This is a genomic window from Brevibacterium oceani (assembly GCF_017948325.1).
Lineage (GTDB): Bacteria > Actinomycetota > Actinomycetes > Actinomycetales > Brevibacteriaceae > Brevibacterium > Brevibacterium oceani.
Genome location: NZ_CP072846.1, coordinates 2460711 through 2486684 on the forward strand (window position 1 = coordinate 2460711; position 25974 = coordinate 2486684).

Consider the following 25974-nt stretch of genomic DNA (forward strand, 5'->3'; position numbering starts at 1 on the left):
CCTGAGCATTCTCAGAAATCGTTCAGTCGGCGAAGTCCTCGGGCTGTGGTTCCCTCGTCCGACCCGACTGCAGGAGGGCGTCGGCACGCAGCGAATCGATCGCCGCTTCGAAGTCCTCGAGCGAGTCGAAGCCCTGGTAGACGCTGGCGAAGCGCAGGTACGCGACCTGGTCGAGTTCGCGCAGCGGCTCGAGGATCGACAGGCCCACCTCGTCGGCATCGATCTCGGCGATGCCCTTCGAACGGATGTTCTCCTCGACCCGCTGCGCGAGCTTCGCGAGATCGTCGTCGCTGACCGGACGACCCTGGCAGGCCTTGCGCACACCCGACATGATCTTCTGACGGGAGAACTCCTCGGTGACTCCGGAGCGTTTGATCACCGACAGGCTCGTGGCCTCCATCGTCGTGAAGCGGCGACCACAGTGCCGACACTGCCGCCGCCTGCGGATCGCGGCACCGTCTTCGCTGGTCCGCGAATCGACGACCCTGGAGTCGGACTCACGGCAGAAGGGACAACGCATTACTGCTCCTCGAATCTGATGTCGACGGCCCGCCCGTGCGCCGGGAGCTGTTCGCGCTCGGCCAGCGCACCGATGTGGCCGGCGACCTCCGCCAGGGCCTCACGATCGTAGTCGATGACCTGACTGACCTTGATGAACGAGTGCACACCCAGGCCCGAACCGTGTGCCGCGGTGCCCATCGTGGGCAGCACGTGATTCGACCCAGCGCAGTAGTCGCCGAGCGCGACCGGTGCCCAGTCCCCGAGGAACACCGCTCCCCCGTTCGTGATCCTCCCCGCCACGGAGGCGGCATCGGCGGTGTGGATCTCGACGTGCTCTCCCGCGTAGCCGTTGACCACGGTGATGCCAGCATCGAGGTCGTCGACGAGGACGATGGCCGACTGCCGCCCCGACAGCGCCGCAGCGATGCGTTCGGTGTGCATCGCCTCGGCCGCCTGCTTCTCGATCTCTGCACTGACCTGGTCGGCGAGCTCCGGGGAATCGGTCACGAGCACCGAGGCTGCGAGCTCGTCGTGTTCGGCCTGGCTGATGAGGTCGGCGGCGACGAAGCGCGGGTTGGCCTGCCCGTCGGCGAGGATGATGATCTCCGTCGGCCCGGCCACCGCGTCGATGCCGACCTGCGAGCGGACGAGGGACTTGGCCGCAGCCACGTACGCGTTGCCGGGTCCGGTGATGAGATCGACGGGTTCGAGGTCCTCCCCATCGTCGAAGCCGTACGCCAATGCGCCGATCGCCTGGGCTCCGCCCATCGCCCACACCTCGTCGACGCCGAGGATGCGAGCAGTGGCCAGCACCGTCGGGTGGGGCAGGCCATCGGACTGCGGCGGGCTGGCGATGGCCAGTGAGTGTGCTCCGGCGGTCTGCGCGGGAACGACGTTCATGATCACTGTCGAGGGATAGACGGCGAGTCCGCCGGGGACGTAGAGTCCGACGCGCTCGATCGGCAGGTGGCGGGTGGTGACGAAGGCACCCGGGGCCAGTTCGGTGCGCACGTCCGCGGGGCGCTGATCGGCAGCGACCTTCCGGGCACGGTCGATGGATTCGACGAGGGCTGACTTGACCGTCGAGTCGAGTGCGGCCTCCGCGGCGTCGAGTGCGGCTTCCGGGACGCGCAGCGATTCGGGGCGCACTCCGTCGAAACGTTCGGTGAAGCCCTTGACCGCCTCCGATCCGCCCGCAGCCACGGTCTCGAGCAGCTCGGCCACGCGCCGTTCGATGTCGGCGTGGGTCTCGGCGGCCCGAGGCAGACGCTGGGCCAGGAATCGCTTGCTGAGGGTCTCACCACGGAAGTCCAGAATGTTCACCCGCACCATTCTAGTCGCCGTGGCAACGGGGCAGTCCTTCAGCCCGGAGTGCGGACCGACCGGAGCCGCCGAAACGGAGCGACCGGCGAAACGGCACACCTTTCGCTGAAAAGCCCACGGAAGAAAGTGGGCGATTCAGAGGAAAGTGTGCTCAAACAGCTTGCGTGCCACGCTGCCTGCGGCCACTCATGGCCGTGAGCGGCGCTGGGCCGCCCAGCCGACGTGAGCCACGTCCGGCTGAGCCGCAAACGCTGAGGCTGAGCCTCAGACGCTGAGGCAGCGGGAGCCGAGCAGAGCCTTGAGGTCGCCGTAGAGGCTCGGGTTCGGGTCGACGCGGATGGACCGGTCGAGGCGCATCACCGTCTGCCGGCCCGGCTGCGCCAGGATGACGTGGACGTCGGTCTGTCCCTTGTTCGATTCGAGGATCTGCTTGAGTTTGGTCGCCATCTCCTCGGTCGCCTTCTCCATCGGCATGAGCAGATTGAGCGGGCGGTCGTTGGGGTCGGTGACGTCGGGGATCGTCATCGACATCGCCATGAGCGAGGTCGGACGGTCGTCCGAGGTGCGGATGCGCCCGGTCAGCGAGATCACGAGGTCGGTGGCGAGGAGGCTGGCCACGGGCTCATACGTGTCCCCGAAGAACATCACCTCGATCTCGGCTTCGAGGTCCTCGAGGGTGACGATCGCATACGGGCGCCCCGAGTTCTTCGAGACCTTGCGCGTGACCTGGGTGATCATCCCGCAGACCTTGATCTGGGAACCGTCGTGGCGGTGCGATTCGGGATCGACCACCTCGGCGATGGAGGCATCGGATTCCGCGGCCAGCACCCCTTCGAGGCCGTTGAGCGGGTGATCGGAGACGTAGAGGCCGATCATGTCGCGTTCGAACGCGAGCTTCTCCTTCTTCTCCCACTCCGGACGGTCGGGGATCGCCACGGAGAAGCTGGGAGCGTCGTCGTCACCGCCGCCGAGGCCCGCGAAGAGGTCGAACTGTCCGTTGGCCTCCTGGCGCTTGACGCCGATGACGGAGTCCACGGCCTCCTCGTGGATCTCGACGAGCGACCGGCGCGAATGGCCGAGGGAGTCGAAGCCCCCGGCCTTGATGAGCGATTCGATCGTGCGCTTGTTGCACACGTGGCTGGGCACCTTGTCGAGGAAGTCCGTGAAGGAGGTGTAGGCGCCCTTCTCCCCGCGAGCCTCGACGATGCCTTCGACGACGTTGCCGCCGACGTTGCGCACCGCTCCCATGCCGAAGCGGATGTCGTTGCCGACAGGAGTGAAGTGCAGCGCCGAGTCGTTGACGTCGGGGGGCAGCACGGTGATGCCCAGGCGGCGGCACTCGTTGAGGTAGATCGCGAGTTTGTCCTTGTTGTCGCCGACCGAGGTCAGCAGCGCCGCCATGTACTCGGCCGTGTAGTGGGCCTTGAGGTAGGCGGTCCAGTAGGACACGACGCCGTAGGCGGCCGAGTGGGCCTTGTTGAACGCGTAGTCCGAGAACGGCAGCAGGATGTCCCACAGCGACTGGGCTGCGGCTTCGGAGTAGCCGCGCTCCTTCATGCCGCCGAAGAAGCCCACCTGCTGCTTGTCGAGCTCGGACTTCTTCTTCTTGCCCATCGCGCGGCGGAGGATGTCCGCCTGGCCGAGCGAGTAGCCGGCGACCTTCTGCGCGATCGCCATCACCTGCTCCTGGTAGATGATGAGGCCGTAGGTGGTGTCGAGGATGTCCTTGAGCGGTTCCTCGAGCTCGGGGTGGATCGGGGTGACTTCCTGCAGGCCGTTCTTGCGCAGGGCGTAGTTCGTGTGGGAGTCCGCACCCATCGGGCCGGGGCGGTAGAGGGCGAGGGTCGCCGAAATGTCCTCGAAGTTGTCGGGCTTCATCATTCGCAGCAGGGCGCGCAGTCCGCCGCCGTCGAGCTGGAACACTCCGAGGGTGTCTCCGCGGGCCAGCAGCTCGTAGGCCGCACGGTCATCGAGTGAGAGGTGTTCGAGGTCGAGGTCGAAGTCCCGGTTGGCCTTGATGTTCTCGACCGCGTCGGAGACGATCGTGAGGTTGCGCAGGCCCAGGAAGTCCATCTTGATGAGTCCGAGGCCCTCGGACGTCGGATAGTCGAACTGGGTGATGACCTGGCCGTCCTGGAAGCGGCGCATGATCGGGATGACGTCGATGATCGGGTCCGAGGACATGATGACGCCGGCGGCGTGCACGCCCCACTGGCGTTTCAGCCCTTCGAGCCCCTTCGCCGTCTCGAAGGTCTCCCTGGCCTCCGGGTTCGTATCGACGAATTCGCGGAACTCGCCGGCTTCCTTGTAGCGCTTGGAGTCGGGATCCTCGATGTCCTTGAGCGGGATGTCCTTGGCCATCTCCGCCGGAGGCAGCGCCTTCGTCAGCTGCTCGCCGAGGGAGAAGGGCTTGCCGAGCACGCGCGCGGAGTCCTTGAGGGCCTGTTTGGTCTTGATCGTGCCGTAGGTGACGATCATCGAGACGCGTTCGTCGCCGTACTTCTCCGTCACATAGTCGATGACCTCGCTGCGACGGCGATCATCGAAGTCGACGTCGAAGTCGGGCATGGACACGCGGTCCGGGTTGAGGAAGCGCTCGAAGAAGAGCCCATGCTGAAGCGGGTCGAGGTCGGTGATGCGCATCGCATAGGCGACCATCGAGCCTGCACCGGATCCGCGGCCGGGTCCCACCCGGATGCCGTGGTCCTTCGACCAGTTGATGAAGTCGGCGACGACGAGGAAGTAGCCGGGGAAGCCCATCGAGATGATGATGTCGAGTTCGTAGTCGGCCTGCTTGCGCACGTCGTCGGGCACGCCGTTCGGGTAGCGGTAGTCGAGACCCTTCGCGACCTCTTTGATCAGCCACGAGGTCTCGTCCTCGCCGGGAGGGCAGGGGAACTTCGGCATATAGTTCGCCGAGGTGTCGAAGGAGACCTCGCACTTCTCGGCGATCTCAAGCGTGTTGTCACACGCTTCGGGGAATTCCTTGAACAGGGCCCGCATCTCCGCGGGCGTCTTGAGGTAGTACCCGGAACCGGAGAAGGCGAAGCGGGAACCGCCCTGGTCGTAGGTGGGTTCGATGAGCTTCGATCCCGACTGGATCGCCAGCAGAGCCTCGTGGGCCTTCGCGTCGGATTCGTGGGTGTAGTGCAGGTCGTTCGTGGCGACCAGCGGAATGTCCATCTCCTTCGACAGGCGCAGGAGGTCCTTCGTCACCCGCTTCTCGATGGACAGGCCGTGGTCCATGAGTTCGCAGTAGTAGTTCTCGGCCCCGAAGATCTCCCGGTATTTCCCGGCCGCAGCCTTCGCCTCCTCGTACTGGCCCAGGCGCAGACGGGTCTGGATCTCTCCCGACGGGCAGCCGGTGGTGGCGATGAGACCCTCGGAGTAGGTTTCGAGCAGCTCCTGGTCGAGCCTCGGCCACTTCGCCGTGACCGAGTCGAGCGAGGCATACGACGAGGCCTTGAAGAGGTTGCGCATGCCGGTGTTGTTCCGCGACAGCAGAGTCATATGCGTGTAGAGACCACCACCGGAGAGGTCGTCGCGCTTCTGCGACTCCTCGGTCCGCCACTTCACCCTCGTCTTATCGCGACGGTCGGTGCCGGGGGTGACATAGGCTTCGACGCCGATGATGGGTTTGATGTCTGCGGCGGTCGCCTGAGACCAGAAGTCGAAGGCGCCGAAGAGGTAGCCGTGGTCGGTCGTTGCGATCGCCGACATGCCCGAGGCCTTCGTTGCGGCCATGAGGTCGCCCAGCCGGGCCGCACCGTCGAGCATGGAGTATTCGGTGTGAACGTGGAGGTGGACGAAGTCCTCATTCGGCACGGGCAGCCGCCTTCCTGATGTGGCCTGTGTTGCCCACCCAGCTTAGTCCATCGACGCCCGTCGACGGCCCTTCACCGACTGTTGCTCTCGGCACCATCGGCGTGTCTGCTCATCGCCCGCGGACGGTGCCCAAGCAGCTCAGTTCGGGCGGATGAGGTCGATCGCAGTCTGCAGATCCTCGGGATAACCGCTTTCGAATTCCACCCACTTCTGCGTGTCGGGGTGGTGGAAGCCGAGCTTGACGGCATGCAGCCACTGCCGCTCCAGGCCGAGTTCCTTCGCGAGCACGGGATCGGCGCCGTAGGGCAGGTCGCCGACGCAGGGATGCTTGGTGGCGGAGAAGTGGACGCGGATCTGGTGCGTCCGTCCTGTCTCGAGGTGGACCTCGACGAGTGCGGCCCGACGATGGGCCTCGAGCACCTCGTAGTGGGTGATCGCGTTCTTCCCGCCGGTGCGCACGGCGTAGAGCCCGTCGTGCTTGGGGTGGCGGGCGATCGGGGCGTCGATCGTGCCGAGCACGGGGTCGGGCAGGCCCTGGACCACAGCGTGATACGTCTTCTCCACGGTGCGTTCCTTGAACGCGCGCTTGAGCACGCTGTAGGCGTATTCGCTCTTCGCAATCACCATCAGACCGGATGTGCCGACGTCGAGGCGCTGGACGATGCCCTGCCGCTCGGGGGCACCGGAGGTCGCGATCCGGAAGCCGGCGGCGGCGAGTCCGCCGACGACGGTCGGTCCGGTCCAGCCGAGGGCCGGATGAGCGGCGACGCCGACGGGCTTGTCGACGACGACGAAGGCGTCCTCGTCGTGGACGATCCGCATTCCCGGCACCGGATCGGCGACGACTTCGAGGGGCCGCCTGGGTTCGGGCATCATGATGTCGAGGCGCTCCCCGGCGATGACGCGGTCGGATTTGATCACCGGCCGACCGGACATCTGCACTCCCCCGTCGGCGCAGATGTCTGCGGCGGCGGTGCGTGAGAGTCCCAGCAGCTTCGACATCGCAGCGTCCACGCGCTGCCCTTCGAGGCCTTCGGGGACGAGGATGGAGCGTTCAGTCATGGGAGTCCTCTTTTGCGCGGGTGGAGTCTGAGCCGTCGATCTCGATGCCCTTGAGGCTGGCCACGACGAGGGTGACCGCTGCGGCCGAGATCGCGATGTCGGCGACGTTGCAGATGAACAGTGAGAGATCGATGAAGTCGACGACGGCACCGTGCAGGAACGACGGCTCCCGGAACAGGCGGTCGACGAGGTTGCCGAAGAGCCCGCCGAGCAGCAGACCGAGGCCGATCGCCCAGGTGCGCGAGCCGAGCTTGCGTGAGAGCACGAGGATCGCCGCGAACACGCCGATGGCGATGAGCGGAAACACCCAGGTCACACCCGCGCCGAGCCCGAGCGCGGCTCCGGGATTCCGGTAGAAGGTGAATCCGGCCAGCGATCCGATGACGGGGAGGGGCGGCTGCCCTTCGAGGAAGCTGACGGCGAGGAACTTCGTGAACTGGTCGATGACCAGGACGATGGCTGCTATCGAGAACAGCAGCGCCAACATGAGCGCACGCGGTCTCTTCGCCCGTGGGGCAGGGTCGTTCATTCGGTTCATTCTAGTCCACCGCCCCTGGGGCTGCGCACACATGAGCGAGGTCCGGGAACTCATCGGAGTTCCCGGACCTCGGTCGCAGTGTGGTGCAGATCAGAGCTTGTGGTTCGAGGAACCACCCAGCGGGCCGTTTCCGTCGAGGGTCTCCGGAGCCAGGCTCGTGGAGTTCTCGAGGTCGCGCAGCTGGTCGTTGAGGTAGCTCTTGAGACGCGTGCGGTACTGGCGCTCGAAGTTCGAGAGCTGATCGATCGACCGCTCGAGCGTCGACTTCTGCGACTCGAGGGTCGACAGGGTCTCGTCGCGCTTGCTCTCGGCCTTGCCGACGATGTCGGCGGCTTCCTTCTCAGCGCCCTTGATGAGTTCGTCGCGCTTGCGCTCACCTTCGGCAACGTGCTCATCGTGAACGCGCTGAGCCAGAGCGATGAGACCGTGTGCGTCTCCGTCTCCCCCGGCCACGGCTGCGCCGAGTCCGGCGCCTGCGGCACCACCGGCGACACCGGCACCCACAGCAGGAGCGGCCGACGATGCGGTGTTCGCAGAGTTGTCCTGCGGAGCCGGGGCGGCTTCCTTGACGACCGGCGCGGACGCCTGGGTGTCTTCGACCGGAGCCGGAGCAGCAGGTGCTTCCTTCGGCTCGGGTGCCTCGGCCTTCTCCTCCGGAGCAGGCACGGCGGCAGGCATGGCCTGCGTGGCGTCGATGTCCTGAGCCGGAGCCGAGGAGGCGCCGCCTGCTTCGAGTTCCTTCACGCGCTGTTCGGCGGTGGAGAGCTTCTGACGCAGTTCGTCGTTCTCCTGGTAGAGCCGACGGATCTCAACGACGACCTCGTCAAGGAAATCGTCGACTTCATCCTGGTCGTACCCGTCGCGGAACTTCACATGCTGGAACCGCTTGTTTACTACGTCTTCAGGCGTGAGCGCCATGAGGTCACCTTCGGTCGATCTACATTCATTACGCTGCCGCCCCGAAGGACGGCTTCAACGTCACATTAGCGTAACACCTGCAGTTTTGTCGTGCAGTAGTGGCGTGTCACGTATTCGATGACGATTATTTCCTCCCCGAGGCTAACAACCCGAGCGCACCAGCGGCCAATTCTCGTGATCATATTCACGACTTATGGGCAATCCGCCCAAACAATTCCCGGAAATCATTCGCGGGAATTCCGGGGCGAATGAGGCCGGGAATGTCTCACCCGCCGAGGTGGCCCCGCCGATCTGCGCGAACCCACCTGACCCGCCCCGCCGGAAGCGCCTGACCCCGCCGAACGCGCCTGCCCATCCGAATCGGTCGAACCGTCCGAATCGATCGAACCGGACCGTACACTATCGACCGAACCGCACGGATCACCATCGACCAAACCGAGCCGACCCCCTCAGGCGATCGGCGCCCGGTTCACATCGTCGTGCGGGAGAGGTTGAAGAACACCGAGGCGATGATCTGGATGCCGATGAGCAGGACGATGAAGCCGAGGTCGAGGGAGACCTGACCCAGGCGCAGCGGCGGGATCACCTTGCGCAGCAGTTTCAGCGGAGGATCGGTGAGCGTGTAGACGATCTCGGCGAGGACGAGGAGGAATCCGCTCGGCTTCCAATCACGGGAGAAGACCTGGACGAGGTCGAGGACGACGCGTGCCAGGAGAACGTAGACATAGAGGCTCAGTGCCGTGCCGAGGATGTAGAAGATGATGGCCACGTGGGTCCCTCGCGCCTTCCTTGCTGCTTGAGTGTGGAAGCCCCAGCCTATCGGCCCGAGCTGAAGAGGAGTTGAGAGTGGTCCCCTGCCCGTTCAGCTCTGGTTGAAGAAGCTCGCCTGCGAATCCGAGTCGGTCTCGGTCTCACCGGCGACCTCGATGTTCTCAGGGGTGAGCAGGAAGACCTTGTTCGTCACGCGTTCGATGGATCCATGCAGACCGAAGATCAGTCCGGCGGAGAAGTCGACGAGGCGCTTCGAGTTGTTCTCGTCCATCTCCGAGAGATTCATGATCACGGGGGTGCCCTCGCGGAAGGCCGAACCGATGACCATGGCATCGTTGTAGCTGCGGGGGTGGATGGTCCTGATGCGATTCATTGAGGTTCCTGGAGCCGGGGTGTCTACGGGACGGATCGGCGACGGGTGGATCGGCGTCACCGGAGCCGGCGCGCGGTCGCCTGCCGACTCGGGTTCGTCGTGCTCGTCGACCTCGTCGTAGGTCTCGACGACTTCGCGGTCACGGTGGGCGGGTTCGCGACGATCGGTCTCATGACGATCGACGGTCTCGTCCTCTTCTTCGACGAAACCCAGGTATTCCAGCGTCTTCTTGATTGCTGACATGTCTTAGCTCCTCGGCCTTCGGCACTTGCTCACCTGCCGCCAAACTATCGCACGTGGGCGGATGGGCGGGTGAGTCCTATGGGTGTGTCGTGGTGTTTTCTTCCTGCAGCCAGATGATTCCGGCGAACCGACCCGTCCGCTGCGCTCCGCGGTAGGAGAACAGATCCTCGGATTCCTTCGTGCAGGTCCGTGAGAAATGATCGATGGTCACGTCGGCCCGTCGCAGCTGCTCGGCCACCGCCCCGGCGACATCGAGGGCGGGTGTTCCCGTCACCGACACCGAGGCGGCCACGGGTTCGACTGCGGCGACCTCGTCACGCAGTTCGGCAGGCACCTCATAGCAGCGGGGGCACACCGAGGGTCCGATGACCGCATGGATGTCGCCCGCACCGAGGCTGCGCATCCGATCGACGGTGGCAGGGACGATGCCGGCGGCCATCCCGGGACGGCCCGCGTGGACGGCGGCGATGATGCCGGCCTCGGCATCGGCGAGCATGACCGGGGTGCAGTCGGCGACCATGATCGCCAGACCGATCCCGGTCAGCGTCGTCAGTTGGGCGTCGGCTTCGACGGGTTCTGCGCGCAGTTCCCTCTCGTCGCTGATCGTCCGCACTTCGGTTCCGTGGACCTGGGAGACGAACGACAGCCGCTCACCGCTGAGGCCGAGGACCTGAGCGAGAGCGGCGCGGTTGGCCGCGACGAGTTCGTCATCGTCGCCGACGTGGCGGGCGAGGTTGAACGAGGAGAAGTCCCCCGTCGAGTACCCGCCGTGCCTGTCGGTGAAGGCGACGTGGGCAGTCGGTCTGCCCGGGATGACGAACCTCGAGCGCAGCATGTTACTTGAGGAAGTCCGGGATATCGAGATCCGAGTCGAAGTTCGAGCTGCTGCGCTCGTTCGGCAGCGTGGCAGGGATCTGGTGCTCCTCGCTGCGGCGCGGTGCCGCCGGCTCGGCCTCCTCGGCTTCGTCGGACTCGGACTCGGAGCTCACGGCGGGTTCCGTCTCGGCCTCGGCCGCTGCAGCGGGCACGGCGGCCGGGATCGCCTCGACGCCGCCGGAGATCTCGGCGTTCGGAGAGGTGTTGTCGAAGCCCGCGGCGATGACGGTCACCCGGCATTCGTCGCCGATGTTGTCGTCGATGACGGCACCGAAGATGATGTTCGCCTCGGGGTGCGCGGCCTCCTGGACCAGGCGTGCGGCCTCGTTGACCTCGAACAGGCCGAGGTCGCCGCCGCCGGTGATGCAGAAGAGCACTCCGTGCGCGCCGTCGATGCTGGCCTCCAGCAGCGGGGAGGCGATCGCGGATTCCGCGGCCTGGACTGCGCGGTCGTCACCGGTGGCGGCACCGATGCCCATGAGCGCTGTGCCGGCATCCTGCATCACCGACTTGACGTCGGCGAAGTCGAGGTTGATCAGGCCCGGCACCGAGATGAGGTCGGTGATGCCCTGGACACCCGAGCGCAGGACCTCATCAGCCGAGCGGAAGGCCTCGACGACGGAGACGGACCGGTCGGAGATCGAGAGCAGGCGGTCGTTGGGGATGACGATGAGGGTGTCGACCTCTTCGCGCAGAGCGGCGATACCGGCTTCGGCCTGCGCGGAACGACGTCGTCCCTCGAAGGTGAACGGACGGGTGACGACACCGATGGTCAGGGCGCCGAGCGAGCGGGCGACGCGAGCCACGACAGGTGCCGCGCCGGTACCGGTTCCTCCGCCTTCACCGGCGGTGACGAAGACCATGTCGGCGCCTTCGAGGGCGTCGCGGATGGCGTCTTCGGAGGATTCCGCAGCCTTCTTGCCGATCTCGGGATCGGCTCCGGCGCCGAGGCCGCGGGTCTGGTCGCGACCGATCTCGAGCTTCACGTCGGCATCGGAGAGGACGAGAGCCTGGGCGTCGGTATTGATTGCGATGAACTCCACGCCGCGTAGTCCGACGTCGATCATCCTCTGAACAGCGTTGACACCGCCGCCGCCGGTACCGGCAACTTTGATGTCCGCTCCGGATTGTGGGAATTCAGCCAAGTCGGTTCCTCGTCTCAAGCGCTTGCCCACGCAGTTTCTGCGTGCGGGTTCGGTCTGTGTTCTCTGCCCTGAGGCTATTGGGCGGGGCAACACCACTGCAACCATTCTCGCCGGAGTGTCGGACTTCGGCCAAACTTCAGACCCGGTGTGTCGGGGGCAAACGCAGGCAATCCTCGGCGATCGGATGCAGGGCGGCCCACCGCGGCCACCGGCGGCGGGCGGCTCCAGGTCGCACGCGGCTGCTCCGCCGCACTGTCGGCACCTGGATCAGTTCGTCACGGGCACCGAGGGCACGGACACGTCGATCTCCGTGCGACCTTCGGCTGCCAGCTGGATCGCGGTGCGGACCTTGAGGCCGGGGTCGCTGTCGTCTCCGAACACGACCGTAGCCTGCTGGTCGCCGGTGTCGAGGCGGCCTTTGATGCTCATCTCGTCCTTCGCCTCGATCGTCGTCAGCGCTCGCCGCAGTTCGGGACGGAGGCTGCCCATGAAGCGGATGACGGCGGTCACGGTCTCCCGTTCGGGTTCTCGGCCGGAGTGACCGAGCACCGTGAGCTTCTTCGGTGCCTTGTCGACGACGCCGAGGTCGACTGCCTCGGCATCGTAGAGGCGGTAGCCTGAGGGGCCCTCGATCGCGAGGACGGGTGTGCGGTCGGTGATCGCGATCTTCAGCGTCCGCGGTCCGCCGTAGTGGACGGAGGCTTTGGCTGCCTTCGGGAACGCCTTGAGGACAGCGTCCTCGACCTCTCCCGGTCGCACCTGAGGCAGCGGGGTTCCGGCTTCGGTATCGAGGACGAGGTCGCTGACCTTGTCGTGGTCGACGAGGTCGCCTCCGCTCACGGTTACCTGTTTCAGGGCCAGCAGCGGTGAGAACCAGGCAACGGCGACGACGGCGATGAGGGCCACGACGATGCCGATGGCGGTCAGCCGGGTGCGCCACAGCTGCCATCGGCGGGCGCGGATGACCCCGGTGAGGTCGGCGGTGGAGTTGTCGTCGCCGGCGCGAGCCGGGGGAAGTGGCGCCATGGGTCTCAGCTCTCCAGGGCGCTCAGCAACTCGGGGCCGAGGATCGTCACATCCCCCGCGCCCAAGGTGAGGACGAGGTCCCCGGGCTGCACCCGGGCGGCGACGAAGGGGACCGCCTCGGCGAAGGACTCTTCGAACCTGACGTGATCGTGCGGGACGCGGTCGGCGATGAGCGCACCGGTCACTCCGGGTACGGGGTCTTCCCTGGCGGGGAAGACGTCGAGGACGACGACCTCGTCGGCGAGCCCGAGGGCTTCGCCGAACTCCTCGCGGAACTCCATGGTCCGCGAGTACAGGTGGGGTTGGAAGATGGCCCAGACTCGCCCGCCGTCGGTGACGACTCCGCGGGCGGCGTTGAGCACTGCGCGCAGTTCGGTGGGGTGGTGAGCGTAGTCGTCGATGACGCGCACGCCCTGGGCGATTCCGCGTTCCTCGAAGCGACGCCGGGTGCCGCCGTAGCCGGCCAGTCCGGTGGCGGCTCGGTCGACGTCGGCGCCGAGACTCGCGGCCACGGCGATTGCGGCGGTGGCGTTGAGCGCGTTGTGCAGTCCCGGCTGCCGCAGTTCGACCGCCAGCGGTTCTTCGCGTCCGGGCAGGTCGAGGACGAAGCGCGAGCCGATCCCGGAGTCGAGGTCGCGCAGGCGGATGTCGGCGTCCTCGGCGGTTCCGTAGAGGACGACGTCGGCGCCCTGTGTGCGGGCGTGTGCGGCGACGTCGTGGGATCCGGGGTCGTCGGCGCAGGCGATGATGGTTCCGCCGCGGGTCTGGATGCCGTTGCAGAATTCGATGAACGCTTCGCGGACCTTCTCCGGCGTCCCGTAGTGGTCGAGGTGATCGGCTTCGACGTTGGTGAGGATGCCGATCGCGGGTTCATAGAGGAGGAACGAGCCGTCGGATTCGTCGGCCTCGGCGACGAACACGTCGCCGGTGCCCAGGTGGGCGTTCGTACCGGTCGTCGACAGCACTCCCCCGATGACGAAGGACGGGTCGATCCCGCAGGCCTGGAGCGCCACGGTCGTCATCGACGTCGTCGTGGTCTTGCCGTGGGTGCCGGCCACGGCCACGGCCCGCCGATCGACCATGAGCGAGGCCAGTGCCCCGGAGCGGTGGAGGATGCGCAGTCCGCGGCGCTCCGCCTCGACGAGTTCGGGATTGTCCTTGCGGATGGCCGAGGAGATGACGAGGGTGTCGGCCTCGCCGAGGTTGTCGGCCGAATGCCCGATCGTCACGGTGGCGCCCAGCGTCCGCAGGACGTCGACGACGGAGGATTCCTTCGCATCCGAACCGGAGACGGTGACTCCGTTCATGACCATGATCCGGGCGATCCCGGACATCCCCGATCCGCCGATGCCGATGAAGTGGACGGCGCCGAGTTCGCCTACGGGAACGATGTTCGCAGTGCTCATGTTCAGCCTTCCAGAGCGCGGGTGACGATGTCGGCCATGCGGGCCGCGGCATCGGTGGGATAGTTCAGGTCTTCTCCGGCGCGACTCATCTGCTCAAGCCTGTCGGCGTCGGTGACCAGCGGCAGGATCGTGTCGGTGACGGTGGCCGCGGTGAAGTCGGCGTTGTCGACCATCAGTGAGGCCCCGGCACGCACGCTGCCGGCGGCGTTGAGTCGCTGTTCGCCGTTGCCGATGGCCAAGGGGACGTAGACCGCGGGGACTCCGGCGACGGTGGCTTCGGAGACGGTGGCCGCACCGGAGCGGGCGACGAGCAGGTCGGCGACCCCGTAGGCCCGGTGCATTCCGTCGACATAGTCGACGACGTGGTAGTCGGCGAGGTCCGCGGTCGCTTCCCGGAGTGCGTCGCCCTTGCCGGCGCCGGTGATGTGGAGGACCTGCACGCCGGCGTCCTGGCAGGCGGTGGCGGCGGCGAGGAACGCGTCGTTGATCCGCTGTGCACCGGAGGATCCGCCGGTGACGACGAGGACCGGGCTGTCGTCGCGGAGGCCGAGGTCGTTGCGGTACGCCGAGCGCTGGGTCGCATCGCTGCGGTCGAGGTCGGTGATCTCGGTGGGCATGGGCATGCCGACGAGGGTGGAGCCGGGCAGCTTCGTGTCCGGGAAGGTGATCCCGACCCGCCCGGGCTTCGTCAGCCTGGCGCCGAGGCGGTTGGCCATTCCCGGCTTCGCGTTGGCTTCGTGGACGATGAGCGGGATCTTCGCCGACCGGGCGGCGAGGAAGGCCGGCGGGCAGACGTAGCCGCCGACGCCGACGACGGCGGCGACGCTGCGGGAGGAGATGATCCTCTTGACCTCGGAGATGTTGCCGGAGAAGCGTCCGGGGAACTTCAGCAGGGCCGGACTGATCGACCGGGGCATGGGCACCTTGTCGATGGTCAGCAGTTCGAATCCGGCGCGCGGGACGATCTCGGCCTCGAGACCGTCGGGCGTGCCCAGGGCCACGATGTCCCAGTCGGGGTGTCGCTCGCGCAGTTCGCGGCCGATCGCCAGCATCGGCGAGATATGGCCCGTGGTGCCTCCACCGGCCAGCAGGATGCTCGTCATCTCATTTCCTTCTCTTGCGGGCTAGTACGGCGAATGAGGACCGCATCCGGTCCTTGTGGACGGCGATGGCCGCCTCGGCGCCGGGTTCGGTTCGGGCGAACGAGAGCAGCACACCGACGGCCAGCAGGGAGGAGATGATCGATGAGCCGCCGTAGGACACGAACGGCAGGGGCAGTCCGATCACGGGCAGCATGCCGGTGACGACGCCGATGTTGATTCCGGCCTGGCCGATGAGCAGCGCGAAGTAGCCGGCGGCGGCGACCTGGATCATCAAGTCCTTCGAGCGCATGACCACGCGGATGATGCCGTAGCCGAGGATCGCGAAGACGAGGATGACCGCGAGCGTGCCGACGAGTCCGAGCTCTTCGCCGATGATCGCGAAGATGAAGTCGTTGTGGGCCTCGGGCAGCCAGGACCATTTCTCACGGCTGGCGCCGAGCCCGACTCCCAGCCAGCCGCCCGAGGCCAGGGAGAACAGTCCGTGGTTGGACTGCCAGGCCTGGCCCATCGTGTCCGCGGCCGATTGGTCGGCGTGACCGGTGAGCATGGCTTCGATGCGCTTGAGTCGGTTCTCGGAGCTGAGGACGAAGAACACGACGGCGGCGGTGAGCACCCCGCCGAGCATGAGGAAGTACTTCATCGGGAACCCGCCGACCCACAGGCAGACGACGGCCATCGCCATGATGACCAGCGCGGTGCCCAGGTCGTTGCCGGCGACGATGAGTCCAGCGGCGGCGAGGACCCCCGGCACGACGGGGATCATGGCGTGACCGAAGGTGTCCATCTTCCCGAACTTCTTCGCGAGGATGAAGCCGAGCCACAGGGCCAACGCGACCTTGAGGAATTCGGAGGGCTGGAGCTGGAAACCGGCGAAGCCGATCCAGTTCGCGTTGCCCTTCGTCGCCTTGCCGAGCCCGGGCAGGAACACCGCCGCCTGCAGGATGAGTCCGCCGAGCAGCACCCACCAGGCGATCTTGCGCCACACGCTCAGGGGCATGAGGCTCGCAGCCACCATGAGCACGATGCCGATGCCGGCGAACAGCGCCTGTTTGTTGAAGTACGCGAACGACGAGCCCTCTCCCCCGGCGTAGGAGGTGATCGAGGAGGCCGAGAGCACCATGACGAGGCCGAGCCCGGTGAGTGCGAGCACGGAGAACAGGATGAGGTAGTAGGTCGTCAGCGGGTAGGCGGAGCCTCGGGTGAAGTCCGCGCGCAGGGACGTCCAGGCGCGCTTGATCACCGGGACGGTCGTTCGGCTGCGCGTCTTCGCGCCGGTGTTCGAGGTCTGAGCGTCGCTGCCCGAAGTCTTCACGGCGGAGGTCTTGGAGCGGGACGTCTTCGCACCGGTGTTCGATGTCTTCGGTCCCGACGCCTGAGCAGCGGGCTTCTTCGCAGATGTGTTCGGCTTCGTGACGCGGGGGCCCGACTTCGTCGAGCCGGTGGCCGCCGAGCCTGCGGCCGTCCCGGTTCGAGCACCGACGGTGACCTTCGTCCGCGCGGGCTTCGTCGAAGCGGGCTTCGTCGACGCGGCCGACGACGGCGCCTCCGACACGGATGGGGTCGGGCGCGCCGCAGGTCCACCCTTCAGCGATGCCTTCGCGTTCTTCCTGCGCCGGCGCTCATCCGCCTTCGCGGTGGTCTGCCGTCCCATGTCAGCGCCCCAGGTGGGTGTGGACGGCCTCGGTGAACAGTTCGCCGCGCGTGTTGTAGTTGAGGAACTGGTCCATGCTCGCGGCTGCGGGAGCCAGCAGCACGGTGTCTCCCGGTCCCGCCAACTGCGCTGCGGCCGCAACGGCGGCGGAGGCCACCGCTTCTCCACGTCGCTTCGGAACACCGGAGTCGATGCCCAGCGCCGGTTCGATGCGCACGACCTCGAGGTCGGGAACGGTTGCCGCGATCGCCTCGCGGAAGGCCGAGTCGTCGGCACCGATGAGCACGAGTGCCTTGATCCGGTCCCGATGATCGTGAAACAGTGCGGTGAAGTCCGCACCCTTGGGCAGTCCGCCGGCGATCCACACGATCGAGTCGAAGGCCCCGAGCGAGGCGTTTGCGGCGTGGGTGTTCGTCGCCTTCGAGTCGTCGACCCAGCGGATGCCTTCCTGTTCGGCCACGGTGACCATACGGTGGGCGCCGAGCGAATGGTTCTGCAGCCCGGCCGCGATCGCCTGTCCCGGCACATCGATGGCTCGGGCGAGGCTGGCCGCGGCCAGGGCATTGGCGACCTGATGGTCGGCGGGTCGGCTGCCTTCGACGCCGGTGGCGGTCGCGACGTCGCTCACCGCCGCGATCTCCGCGGCCGAGGAGTAGCGCTGCGGGATGAACGCCCGGTCGACGAGCAGGTCCTCGACGACCCCGAGCTCGCCTGGGTGCGGCACACCTGTGGTGAAGCCGATGGCTTTGGCGCCTTCGATGACATCGGCCTCTTCGACCATGTGCAGGGTCGCGTCATCGGCGCAGTTGTACACGCACGCGAGCTTCGCGTTGTGGTAGATCTTCGCCTTGTCGGCCGCGTAGGCCTCGGCGCTGCCGTGCCAGTCGAGGTGGTCGGGGGCGATGTTGAGCACTGCGGCGGCGTCGGCGCTCATCGACTCCTGCCAGTGCAGCTGGAAGCTCGAGAGTTCGATCGCCAGGACCTCGAGTCCGGGTTCGAGCACGGCCTCGAGCAGGGGCGTGCCGATGTTGCCGCAGGCCTTGGCCTTGAGTCCCGCGGCGAGCAGCATCGCTTCGAGCATCGTCGTGGTCGTGGTCTTGCCGTTCGTGCCGGTGATGGCCAGCCACTTCGCGTCATTGGTCCCGCGGATCCGCCAGGCCAGCTCGACCTCGCCGATGACGGGAATGCCCGCGGCGGCTGCGGCGGCGAGCACCGGCTGGTCAGGTCGCCAGCCGGGCGAGGTCACGACGAGGTCGAGGCGTCCCTCGGGCAGGGCCTCGACGTGTTCGGGACCGCGACGGATGTCGACGTCGAAGACCTCGAGGATCTGTGCCTTCTCGCTGACGTCGGCCTGATCGTCGCCGTCGATGACGATGACGTCGGCACCGCGTTCGCCGAGGTGGACGGCAGCGGGGAAGCCCGTCACGCCGAGGCCGGTGACGAGGATGCGCAGTCCGGCCAGGGAGGAGCTCGGACCGCTCAGTGCAGCCGGGACCTGCCCGGCCGGGCCGGCTCCGCTCATCGTCTGCTCATCAGCCAACACGGGCCACCCAATCGGCGTAGAAGAGACAGATGCCGGCGATGACGAAGAGTGCTGCGATGATCCAGAATCTCACCACGATCGTCACCTCTGCCCAGCCCTTGAGCTCGAAGTGATGCTGGAGCGGGGCCATCCGGAACACCCGTTTGCCGGTGGTCTTGAACGAGGCCACCTGGATGATCACCGACAGGGTGATGATGACGAAGAGTCCGCCGAGGACGATGAGCAGGAGTTCGGTGCGCGACATGATCGCGAGTCCGGCGAAGGCGCCGCCGAGGGCCAGCGAACCGGTGTCGCCCATGAAGATCTTCGCCGGGGAGGTGTTGAACCACAGGAAGCCGAAGCAGGCGGCGGCCATGGCGCCGGCGACCATGGCGAGGTCGCGGGGGTCGCGCATGTAGTAGCAGGCGTTCGTGGCCTCGGACATGAGGTTGCAGTTCTGAGTCGACTGCCAGGTGCCGATGACGACGTAGGCGGCGAAGACGACCACCGAGGCGCCCGCGGCGAGTCCGTCGAGGCCGTCGGTGAGGTTGACCGCGTTGGACACGGCGGTGACGATGAGATTCGCCCAGACGACGAACAGGATGAGACCGAGCACCGCGGAGCCGAAGGCGAGGTCGAGGTTCGTGTCGCGGATGAACGAGATCTTCGTCGATGCCGGGGTCTCACCGAAGGAGTTCGGGAACTGCAGGGCGAGCACGGCGAAGGAGATGCCGACGAAGGCCTGCCCGATGAGCTTGGGCACCGGGCGCAGACCCAGGGAGCGCTGTTTCTTGATCTTGATGAAGTCGTCGAGGAAGCCGACGACGCCGAGTCCCCCGGCCAACCATAGGACGAGCAGCCCCGAGGCGGTCGGCACGGACCCGGTGAAGAGGTGTCCGAGCAGGTAGGCGAGGATGGCGGCGCCGATGATGACGACTCCGCCCATCGTCGGGGTGCCGCGCTTCGTCGCATGCGAGGTCGGGCCGTCGTCACGGACGAACTGGCCGTAGCCCTGTTTGACGAGCACCCTGATGAACAGGGGGGTCCCGACGAGGGCGAAGATGAGAGCCAGGCAGGCTGCGAGCAGTACGGCGATCATTGGGCCCCCGATACACCGGCGATTTCGTCCCCGAGGTACCGCAGTCCGGCGTCGCGGGAGGATTTGAACAGAACGATGTCGCCGGGGGCGAGTTCGGCGGAGAGCAGATCCTTCGCCTCGGCCGCGGTGGCGACCCACGCGGCCTCATTGCCCCATGAGCCTTCGAGGTTCGCGGCGTTGAAGATCGGCTTCGCGCCCTCGCCGACGACGATGGTGCGGGTGATGTTGAGGCGGACGACGAGTTCTCCGATGTCCGAGTGCGCGGACACGGACTCGTCACCGAGTTCGAGCATCTCACCGAGCACGGCGAAGGTTCGGCGTGGTCCGTTCTCGTCGTCTCCGCGGCCCATCGACGCCAGCGTCTTCAGGGAGGCCCGCATCGACTCGGGGTTCGCGTTGTAGGCGTCGTTGAGCACCGTCACGCCCGAGGGCGAGTCGATGAGCTCCATCCGCCACCGGCTCGCCGCCGAGGAGGTCGAGAGGGTGGTCACGATCGATTTCGTTCCGACCCCGCAGGCATGGGCGATGGCCGCGGCGGCCAGCGCGTTGCCGACATGGTGTTCGCCGATGAGGGCCAGCCGCACGTCCTGCGGCTCCTCGCCGGGAAGCGTCAGGGTGAACGCGGGATGACCCGAGGCGTCGGTGCTCATCGACGTGCCGCGGACGACCTCATCGATCGCCCCGACCCATTCGGGCAGGGATTCCCGCTGCGAGAACCACAGCGTGTTCACCTCGGGGGCGAGCACCTCGTGCATTCCGGCCACGCGGGCGTCGTCGGCGTTGAGGATCGCCGTCGACCCGGCGGTCAGGGACTCGACGAGTTCGGCCTTGGCCCGGGCGGTGTTCTCGATCGACCCGAACACGCCGGAATGGGCGGTGCCCACGGCGAGTTCGACGGCGATGTCGGGGCGGATGAGGCTCGTGAGGTAGGCGAGGTTGCCGATCGACCGGGCTCCCATCTCGAGGACGAGGAACCGGGTCGACTCGGCGGCGCGCAGCGCGGTCAGCGGCACCCCGACCTCGTTGTTGTACGAGTTCGGAGGCCACACGGTCTCGGCAGCGCCGGCGAGCAGGTCCGCGGCGAGGTCCTTCACCGTGGTCTTGCCGACGGAACCGGTGATCGCGACGACGGTGAGCTCACCGTCGGCGCGCAGGCCCTCGATGCTGTGCTTGGCCAGTTGCCCCAGCGCCTCGGTGGCATCCGCCACGACCACACTCGGCAGGGGTTCGTCATCGACGGTGGGGACGGATTCGCCGATGATGAGCGCCGCACCCGCCTCGATGGCGGAGGCGGCGAATTCGATGCCGTCGAAGCTCTCGCCTCGGCGGGCAACATAGATGTCGCCGGGTCCGACCTCTCTCGAGTCGGTCACCACGCCGGCGGTCAATGGGGTCTCGGGGTCGATGCCGTACAACTCGCCGCTGAGGGCGGTTGCGATCTCGGCTGCAGTCAGTCGCTTCATATCAACTGTGAACTTTACCTGGTTGTGCCCCGCCCAGTCGCATGGACAGCGCCGAGCGTGTCCGCGCACGGTCGTCGAATTCGGTCACGGTCGTGCCCACGGTCTGGCCAGTCTCGTGTCCCTTTCCTGCGATGAGCACGGTCGCAGACGGGTGTGCCGACGCGATCGTCTCGTCGATGGCGGTTCCGCGATCGGGGACTTCGATGATCTTTTTCACACGTGCGTTTCCCGCAGCCACCTCGGCGTCGATGCCTTCCCGGATGGCGGCGCGGATCGCGGACGGGTCCTCGGTGCGGGGATTGTCGTCGGTGAGAACGATCACGTCGGCCTCGCGAGCGGCAGCCTGGCCCATGCCGAAGCGTTTGCCGCGGTCACGGTCGCCGCCGGCGCCGAAGACGATGACGAGCTCCTCCGAATCGGCGTCGAGACTCGCCAGCGCCTTCGCGATCGCGTCGGGGGTGTGTGAGTAGTCGACGATGGCGCGGGGAAGGAGTTCGGGGTGGGACTGGCCGAGGGCGCGGGGACCGGATACGTCGATGATCTCCATCCGGCCCGGCACCGTGGCCGCGAAGCTGCGGCCGATCGCGTCGAGTTCTGCGGGGCTGATGCCGGATTCGAGCAGCATGGCTGCGGCCAGGGCGGTGTTCGTGACGTTGAAGTCCCCGGGCAGCGGTGATCGCAGCCGGATGCTTTCGGGCTGGTCGACAGCTGATCGTGGCACTCCGTCCGCGCGGGCAGCCGCACCCTCTCCATCTCCCCGACCGAGATTCGCGTCGTCTCCCGGACCGAGATTCGCGTCGCTTCCCCGACCGAGGTGGAGGAGGAACTCCGACTCCCCTGGTGTGTGCTCGATGCGCCATTCGCTGCGGTCGTCACGGCCGAGTGTGCGCACGGGCACCTGGGAGGCCGCGACCATCCGGTCGCCCCAGTCGTCCTCGACGACGATGACGGCCCGGTCGGAGAAGGTGCGGGTGAACAGCGTCGCCTTGGCCTCGAAGTACTCCTCCATCGTGTGGTGGAAGTCGAGGTGGTCCTGGGACAGGTTCGTGAACCCGGCCACGGAGAAGTGGGCGCCGTCGACGCGGTGCTGGCTCAGGGCGTGGGAGGAGACCTCCATCGTGCAGGTGTCGACGTCGGCCGCCCGCATCTTCGCGAACAGGGCGTGCAGCTCGGGCGCCTCGGGGGTGGTCCGCACGCTGGGGACGGTGTCTCCGGCGATGAGGATGGCCACGGTGCCGATGACGGCGGTCCGGTGGCCCAGGGCGGCGAGCATTCCGTCGGCCAGGTAGGTCGTCGTGGTCTTGCCGTTCGTCCCGGTGACGCCGATGAGCTCCGGCACCGAGGTGGTCCCGAAGACGGCTGCGGAGACGTATCCGAGCACCGCCCGCGGGGCTTCGACGATGAGCGCGGTGACCTTCTCGAGCAGCTCCCGGTCGGCCTCGGTTCCGCTGAGGGCGTCGGTGATGCGGTCCCACCCGTGCGCGTCGGTGAGCACGGCGTCGACGCCTTGGCGGATGAGGTCGGGCGCGAAGGTCGCCCCATGCACGTTCGCGCCGGGCAGCGCCGCGTAGAGCTGACCTGGGGTGACCGCCCGCGAGTCGTGGGAGACTCCCGTGACCTCCTTCTCGGGATCGCCGTGGAGGGTGCCGGGCGCGATCGGCAGCAGCTGTGAAAAACGCATCATTTCCATTCTCGAGCAGGCAGGTCGGGCTTCTCGGTCGACGGGGGGATCCTCAGATGGCGCATCGCGAAACCCGCGACATCGGAGAAGACGGGGGCGGCGGCCTGTCCACCGTAGTAGCCGTCTCTGGGCCTCTGCAAAGTCACGGAGATCGCCAGCTGCGGGTCCTCGGCGGGCAGCACACCGACGAACGAGGCAGTGTAGCCGTCATAGCCGCCGCCCTCGGCGGCAGGCGCCTGAGCGGTGCCGGTCTTGCCGGCGACCCGGTAGCCGGACACCTGAGCGGACTTGCCGGTGCCCTCGGCGACAACGCCCTCGAGCATCCGCAGGGTCTGGTCGGCGGCCTTCTTGCTCACCACGCGCTGGGTCTTGCCCGCCGGATCGGACACTGTCTGTCCCTTCGGCGAGATCATGCCGTCGACGAGTCGGGAGGGGACGTGGACTCCCCCGTTGGCGATCGTCGAGATGACGTCGGTGGTCTGCAGTGCGTTCGCGGCCACACCCTGGCCGAACATCACGGTGTACTTCGTGCGTCCGTCCCAGTCCTGATACGGGTGGAGGATTCCCCCGGTCTCGGCAGGGAAGCCGATTCCCGTGGTGGAGCCGATGCCGAACTTCTTCATGTATTCGTAGCGCTGAGCCTCGGTGAGCTTCTGTCCGGCGAGGATCGTGCCGGTGTTCGAGGACTGGGCGAGGATCCCGGCGAAGGTGAGCTTCTCATCCTCATGCGGGTGGGAGTCCCTGAACTCCTCGTCGTTGGGTGCCTTCCACTTGTCGGGCACCGTGAATTCCGACTTCGGAGTGACGAGACCCTGGTCGAGCAGGGCCGCGGCGGTGACCATCTTCGCCGTCGAGCCGGGTTCGAAGACGTCGGTGAAGATCCGTGAGCCGCGATCGTCGCCGTCGACCTCGCCCGGCGAGTTCGGGTCCACGGTGGGGGCGTCGGCGGCGGCGAGGATCTTCCCCGTCTTGACGTCTTTGATGACGATGGACCCGGATTCGGCCTTGTGCTTCTTCCGCTGCTCCTCGATGGCCTGCTGCGCGTAGTACTGGAGGTCGGGGTCGATCGTCGTCTGCAGGCCTTCGCCGTCGACGGCGTCCTTGATGTTGTTGTCGCCGAGCGGGATGATCTCTCCGCGCGCACCGCGTTCGTACTGCTGCTGACCGTCGGTGCCGGAGAGCTCCTTGTCGTAGGCCATCTCGAGTCCGGCCTGGGCGGTGCCGTCGGAGCTGAGGAAGCCGACGAGGTTGCCGGCGATCCCGCCTGCGGGGTACGAGCGCACGGAGTACTCCTCGGCGGAGACGCCGAGGACGTCCAGCTTCTGCACGGCCCGCCAGGTCTCCGAGGTCAGTCCCTTGGCCACGGGGTTCCACCGTTTGTCGCCGACGAGCTTCGGATAGATGAGTCCCGGGTCGGTGTTGAGCGGCTTGGCCAGGGCTTCGGCCGCACCCCAGGCTCCGACCAGTTTGCCGTCGACCTTGTACTGGGCGACGTTCTCCTGGTCGACGACGAGCTGGTAGCGGGAGACGCTGTCGGCGAGCACGGTGCCGTCGGACGCGAGGATCTGTCCGCGGTCGGCGGGCAGGGTGCGGGTGACGAGGCGGTTGGACAGGGCCTTCTCGGCGAGCTGCATCGAATCCATCCCCTGGATGGAGATGAGTCGCACCGAGGTGATGAGGAGGGCGAGGACCGCGATGGCGGCGATGGCTCCCATCCGCAGTCGCAGGTTGGGGCCGGAGCCTCTGCGCTTCCTCTTGAGTCGAGTCTTACCTGAGCCCATAGCCGAGTCCTTGGTCCTTAAGCTCTGTTCGCGATCGGTTCCACGCGCAGCCGGGTCTGCACCGTCTGCCCGCGAGCTCGGACTACTTCGGGGTCTCCTGGCTCGGAGCCGCGACGTCCTCACTCGGACTGCCCCCGACGACCGGGAGCTTCTCATCCGATCGTAGATTGGGTCGCAGGTCTTCTCGTGTATCGGCACGCGGCCCGGGCACGACTGTGGGCTCTTTCTCACCGCTGACGTCGATGCCTGGGGCGTCGATGATCTTCCCCGTCTTCGCGTCGAGGAACTCCGGGGAGGAGTCGCGCACGAGGCCGAGGTGTTCGGCGGCGAGGGAGATGTTCTGCGGGGACTCGCGGTAGGAGTTGTCCTCGACGAGGCGGTCCTTCTGCTCGGCCAGCGCCTCCTTCTCACTGGTCAGCTGGTCGACCTTGTAGGAGGTGTGGGAGACGAAGATGTTGAGCAGCAGCACCGCCACGAGGGTGGCCACGAGGATCGCCACGCACATCAGCGAGAACGGCAGGCGGGACTGAGGCAGTTCGAACTTGAGCAGCCGCAGCTTCGGGCTGCTCAGGCCGCTGCCGGCCTGCTCGAGGCGGCGGGACCGTTCGGGGAAGTCGGGCTGACCTGCTCTTGCCGGGGAATTGCTCACGATCGTGCCTCCCTGATCTTCTGCACTGCCCGCAGACGGACGCTGGCCGCCCGCGGATTGTTCTCTGCTTCTGTCTCGTCGGCCATCTCGGCTCCGCGGATGATCTCGGCCAACCACGGCTGATGCTCCTCGGGAACCACCGGCAGGTCCGGCGGCGCCGAGGAGGTCGTGGCAGTCCGGAAGGTCTTCTTCACGATCGTGTCCTCGAGCGACTGATAGGACTCGATGACGGCCACTCCCCCGATGTGCAGCGCCTTCAGCGCCGCCGGCAGCGCGGTGCGCAGCACGCCGAGTTCGTCGTTGACCTCGATGCGCAGGGCCTGGAAGGTGCGTTTGGCCGGGTGCGACTTCTTCTTCGTCTGCGGGATCACTCGGGAGAGCAGCGCCGCGAGCTGATCCGAGGTCTCCCACGGGGTGTGCGCCCGGTCGGTGACGATGATCTTCGCGATCTTCCCGGCCAGCTTCTCCTCCCCGTATTCGCGGAGGATGCGGCGCAGCTCGGATTCGGAGTAGGTGGCGAGCACCTCGGCGGCGGTGAGCTCCTGGGTCCTGTCCATGCGCATGTCCAGCGGTGCCGGCCGGGAGTAGGAGAACCCGCGGTCGTCCTCGTCCAGCTGCAGGGAGGAGACACCGAGGTCGAGCAGGATCGCGCTGATGGAATCGATGCCGAGGTCGGTGAGTATCTCCGGCAGCTCGTCGTCGACGGCGTGGACGATGTCGGTGCGGTCGGCGAAGGGGGCCAGGCGCTTCGTCGCGATGTCGATGGCCTGGGTGTCGCGGTCGATGCCGACGAGGTGGACGTCGTCGAAGGCGGTGAGAACGGCCTCGGCGTGCCCGCCCATGCCCAGGGTCCCGTCGACGACGACCGGGGTGATGCCGGCGGCCCGTGCGGCTTCGACGCCGATGCCGATGAGCTCGACCACGCGCTCGAGGAGCACCGGAACGTGCTGAGCTGTCATGGTCGGATCCTTCGTGCGTGGGTGGTCGTGGTGGTGCTGCTGGAGCCAGAACCTTGTCC

Annotated in this window: 21 protein-coding genes; all 21 read right to left on the reverse strand. The window is 67.0% G+C overall.

Annotated features, from left to right (window positions below; genetic code table 11):
• Positions 1-22: 22 nt before the first annotated feature.
• The 21 genes from nrdR to rsmH all read right to left on the reverse strand — a co-directional run bounded on the left by nrdR (position 23) and on the right by rsmH (position 25915).
• Positions 23-520, reverse strand: coding sequence for a transcriptional regulator NrdR (nrdR, locus tag J9314_RS10940; protein ID WP_166972331.1), 498 nt, complete (start codon positions 518-520; stop codon positions 23-25).
• Positions 520-1833, reverse strand: coding sequence for a histidinol dehydrogenase (gene hisD / locus J9314_RS10945; RefSeq protein ID WP_210602414.1), 1314 nt, complete (start codon positions 1831-1833; stop codon positions 520-522). The genes nrdR and hisD overlap by 1 nt, the downstream gene beginning before the upstream one ends.
• A gap of 255 nt (positions 1834-2088) precedes the next feature.
• Complete coding sequence (gene dnaE, locus J9314_RS10950; RefSeq protein WP_246490745.1) at positions 2089-5601, reverse strand: DNA polymerase III subunit alpha; 3513 nt, start codon at positions 5599-5601, stop codon at positions 2089-2091.
• 186 nt (positions 5602-5787) lie between these two features.
• A complete protein-coding gene (locus J9314_RS10955; protein ID WP_210602415.1) occupies positions 5788-6711 on the reverse strand; it encodes an RluA family pseudouridine synthase in 924 nt (307 codons plus the stop codon).
• On the reverse strand, positions 6704-7240 hold the full coding sequence (locus tag J9314_RS10960; RefSeq protein WP_210602416.1) for a signal peptidase II: 537 nt from the start codon (positions 7238-7240) through the stop codon (positions 6704-6706). The genes J9314_RS10955 and J9314_RS10960 overlap by 8 nt, the downstream gene beginning before the upstream one ends.
• Before the next feature lie 99 nt (positions 7241-7339).
• Positions 7340-8167 (reverse strand): DivIVA domain-containing protein, encoded by an 828-nt coding sequence (locus J9314_RS10965; protein ID WP_210602417.1) that lies wholly within the window; start codon positions 8165-8167, stop codon positions 7340-7342.
• A 469-nt stretch (positions 8168-8636) separates the two neighbouring features.
• Entirely contained in the window at positions 8637-8936 is a 300-nt protein-coding gene (locus J9314_RS10970; protein WP_181273344.1) for a YggT family protein, read from the reverse strand.
• A gap of 93 nt (positions 8937-9029) precedes the next feature.
• The gene (locus J9314_RS10975) at positions 9030-9554 is read right to left on the reverse strand and encodes a cell division protein SepF (protein ID WP_181273343.1); all 525 of its coding nucleotides are present in this window, start codon (positions 9552-9554) and stop codon (positions 9030-9032) included.
• 76 nt (positions 9555-9630) lie between these two features.
• Entirely contained in the window at positions 9631-10389 is a 759-nt protein-coding gene (gene pgeF / locus J9314_RS10980) for a peptidoglycan editing factor PgeF (RefSeq protein ID WP_210602418.1), read from the reverse strand.
• 1 nt (position 10390) lies between these two features.
• Complete coding sequence (ftsZ, locus tag J9314_RS10985; RefSeq protein WP_210602419.1) at positions 10391-11575, reverse strand: cell division protein FtsZ; 1185 nt, start codon at positions 11573-11575, stop codon at positions 10391-10393.
• Between the two features lie 267 nt (positions 11576-11842).
• Positions 11843-12601 carry a cell division protein FtsQ/DivIB gene (locus tag J9314_RS10990; protein ID WP_210602421.1) on the reverse strand — a complete coding sequence of 253 codons (759 nt, stop codon included), beginning with the start codon at positions 12599-12601 and terminating at the stop codon, positions 11843-11845.
• 5 nt (positions 12602-12606) lie between these two features.
• Positions 12607-14007, reverse strand: coding sequence for a UDP-N-acetylmuramate--L-alanine ligase (gene murC, locus J9314_RS10995; RefSeq protein WP_210602423.1), 1401 nt, complete (start codon positions 14005-14007; stop codon positions 12607-12609).
• Between the two features lie 2 nt (positions 14008-14009).
• The gene (locus J9314_RS11000; RefSeq protein WP_210602429.1) at positions 14010-15110 is read right to left on the reverse strand and encodes a UDP-N-acetylglucosamine--N-acetylmuramyl-(pentapeptide) pyrophosphoryl-undecaprenol N-acetylglucosamine transferase; all 1101 of its coding nucleotides are present in this window, start codon (positions 15108-15110) and stop codon (positions 14010-14012) included.
• A gap of 1 nt (position 15111) precedes the next feature.
• The gene (ftsW, locus tag J9314_RS11005; RefSeq protein ID WP_210602430.1) at positions 15112-16761 is read right to left on the reverse strand and encodes a putative lipid II flippase FtsW; all 1650 of its coding nucleotides are present in this window, start codon (positions 16759-16761) and stop codon (positions 15112-15114) included.
• Position 16762: 1 nt separating this feature from the next.
• Positions 16763-18283: a UDP-N-acetylmuramoyl-L-alanine--D-glutamate ligase gene (gene murD, locus J9314_RS11010; RefSeq protein WP_210602435.1), complete on the reverse strand. Its 1521-nt coding sequence runs from the start codon at positions 18281-18283 to the stop codon at positions 16763-16765.
• 10 nt (positions 18284-18293) lie between these two features.
• On the reverse strand, positions 18294-19382 hold the full coding sequence (mraY, locus tag J9314_RS11015; RefSeq protein ID WP_181273335.1) for a phospho-N-acetylmuramoyl-pentapeptide-transferase: 1089 nt from the start codon (positions 19380-19382) through the stop codon (positions 18294-18296).
• The gene (locus J9314_RS11020; RefSeq protein ID WP_210602436.1) at positions 19379-20845 is read right to left on the reverse strand and encodes a UDP-N-acetylmuramoyl-tripeptide--D-alanyl-D-alanine ligase; all 1467 of its coding nucleotides are present in this window, start codon (positions 20843-20845) and stop codon (positions 19379-19381) included. Before J9314_RS11020 ends, mraY begins: the two co-directional genes overlap by 4 nt.
• 1 nt (position 20846) lies before the next feature.
• Entirely contained in the window at positions 20847-22529 is a 1683-nt protein-coding gene (locus J9314_RS11025) for a Mur ligase family protein (RefSeq protein ID WP_425514158.1), read from the reverse strand.
• Positions 22526-24307, reverse strand: a complete 1782-nt coding sequence (locus J9314_RS11030; protein WP_246490341.1) for a peptidoglycan D,D-transpeptidase FtsI family protein — start codon at positions 24305-24307, stop codon at positions 22526-22528. Before J9314_RS11030 ends, J9314_RS11025 begins: the two co-directional genes overlap by 4 nt.
• An 82-nt stretch (positions 24308-24389) precedes the next feature.
• Entirely contained in the window at positions 24390-24956 is a 567-nt protein-coding gene (ftsL, locus tag J9314_RS11035) for a cell division protein FtsL (protein WP_210602439.1), read from the reverse strand.
• On the reverse strand, positions 24953-25915 hold the full coding sequence (gene rsmH / locus J9314_RS11040) for a 16S rRNA (cytosine(1402)-N(4))-methyltransferase RsmH (RefSeq protein ID WP_210602441.1): 963 nt from the start codon (positions 25913-25915) through the stop codon (positions 24953-24955). The genes ftsL and rsmH overlap by 4 nt, the downstream gene beginning before the upstream one ends.
• Between the last annotated feature and the right edge of the window lie 59 nt (positions 25916-25974).

Coding starts and splice junctions, on each gene's coding strand:
- dnaE (WP_246490745.1), bottom strand. CDS start 5,601: ATGCTCGACGGTGCGGCCCGGCTGGGCGACCTCATGGCCGCAACGAAG.
- J9314_RS10975 (WP_181273343.1), bottom strand. CDS start 9,554: ATGTCAGCAATCAAGAAGACGCTGGAATACCTGGGTTTCGTCGAAGAA.
- mraY (WP_181273335.1), bottom strand. CDS start 19,382: ATGATCGCCGTACTGCTCGCAGCCTGCCTGGCTCTCATCTTCGCCCTC.
- ftsW (WP_210602430.1), bottom strand. CDS start 16,761: ATGGGACGGCAGACCACCGCGAAGGCGGATGAGCGCCGGCGCAGGAAG.
- rsmH (WP_210602441.1), bottom strand. CDS start 25,915: ATGACAGCTCAGCACGTTCCGGTGCTCCTCGAGCGCGTGGTCGAGCTC.
- J9314_RS11020 (WP_210602436.1), bottom strand. CDS start 20,845: ATGAAGCGACTGACTGCAGCCGAGATCGCAACCGCCCTCAGCGGCGAG.
- J9314_RS11025 (WP_425514158.1), bottom strand. CDS start 22,529: ATGATGCGTTTTTCACAGCTGCTGCCGATCGCGCCCGGCACCCTCCAC.
- murD (WP_210602435.1), bottom strand. CDS start 18,283: ATGAGCGGAGCCGGCCCGGCCGGGCAGGTCCCGGCTGCACTGAGCGGT.
- J9314_RS10990 (WP_210602421.1), bottom strand. CDS start 12,601: ATGGCGCCACTTCCCCCGGCTCGCGCCGGCGACGACAACTCCACCGCC.
- nrdR (WP_166972331.1), bottom strand. CDS start 520: ATGCGTTGTCCCTTCTGCCGTGAGTCCGACTCCAGGGTCGTCGATTCG.
- J9314_RS10965 (WP_210602417.1), bottom strand. CDS start 8,167: ATGGCGCTCACGCCTGAAGACGTAGTAAACAAGCGGTTCCAGCATGTG.
- J9314_RS10955 (WP_210602415.1), bottom strand. CDS start 6,711: ATGACTGAACGCTCCATCCTCGTCCCCGAAGGCCTCGAAGGGCAGCGC.
- J9314_RS10960 (WP_210602416.1), bottom strand. CDS start 7,240: ATGAACGACCCTGCCCCACGGGCGAAGAGACCGCGTGCGCTCATGTTG.
- hisD (WP_210602414.1), bottom strand. CDS start 1,833: ATGGTGCGGGTGAACATTCTGGACTTCCGTGGTGAGACCCTCAGCAAG.
- J9314_RS11030 (WP_246490341.1), bottom strand. CDS start 24,307: ATGGGCTCAGGTAAGACTCGACTCAAGAGGAAGCGCAGAGGCTCCGGC.
- murC (WP_210602423.1), bottom strand. CDS start 14,007: ATGAGCACTGCGAACATCGTTCCCGTAGGCGAACTCGGCGCCGTCCAC.
- pgeF (WP_210602418.1), bottom strand. CDS start 10,389: ATGCTGCGCTCGAGGTTCGTCATCCCGGGCAGACCGACTGCCCACGTC.
- J9314_RS11000 (WP_210602429.1), bottom strand. CDS start 15,110: ATGACGAGCATCCTGCTGGCCGGTGGAGGCACCACGGGCCATATCTCG.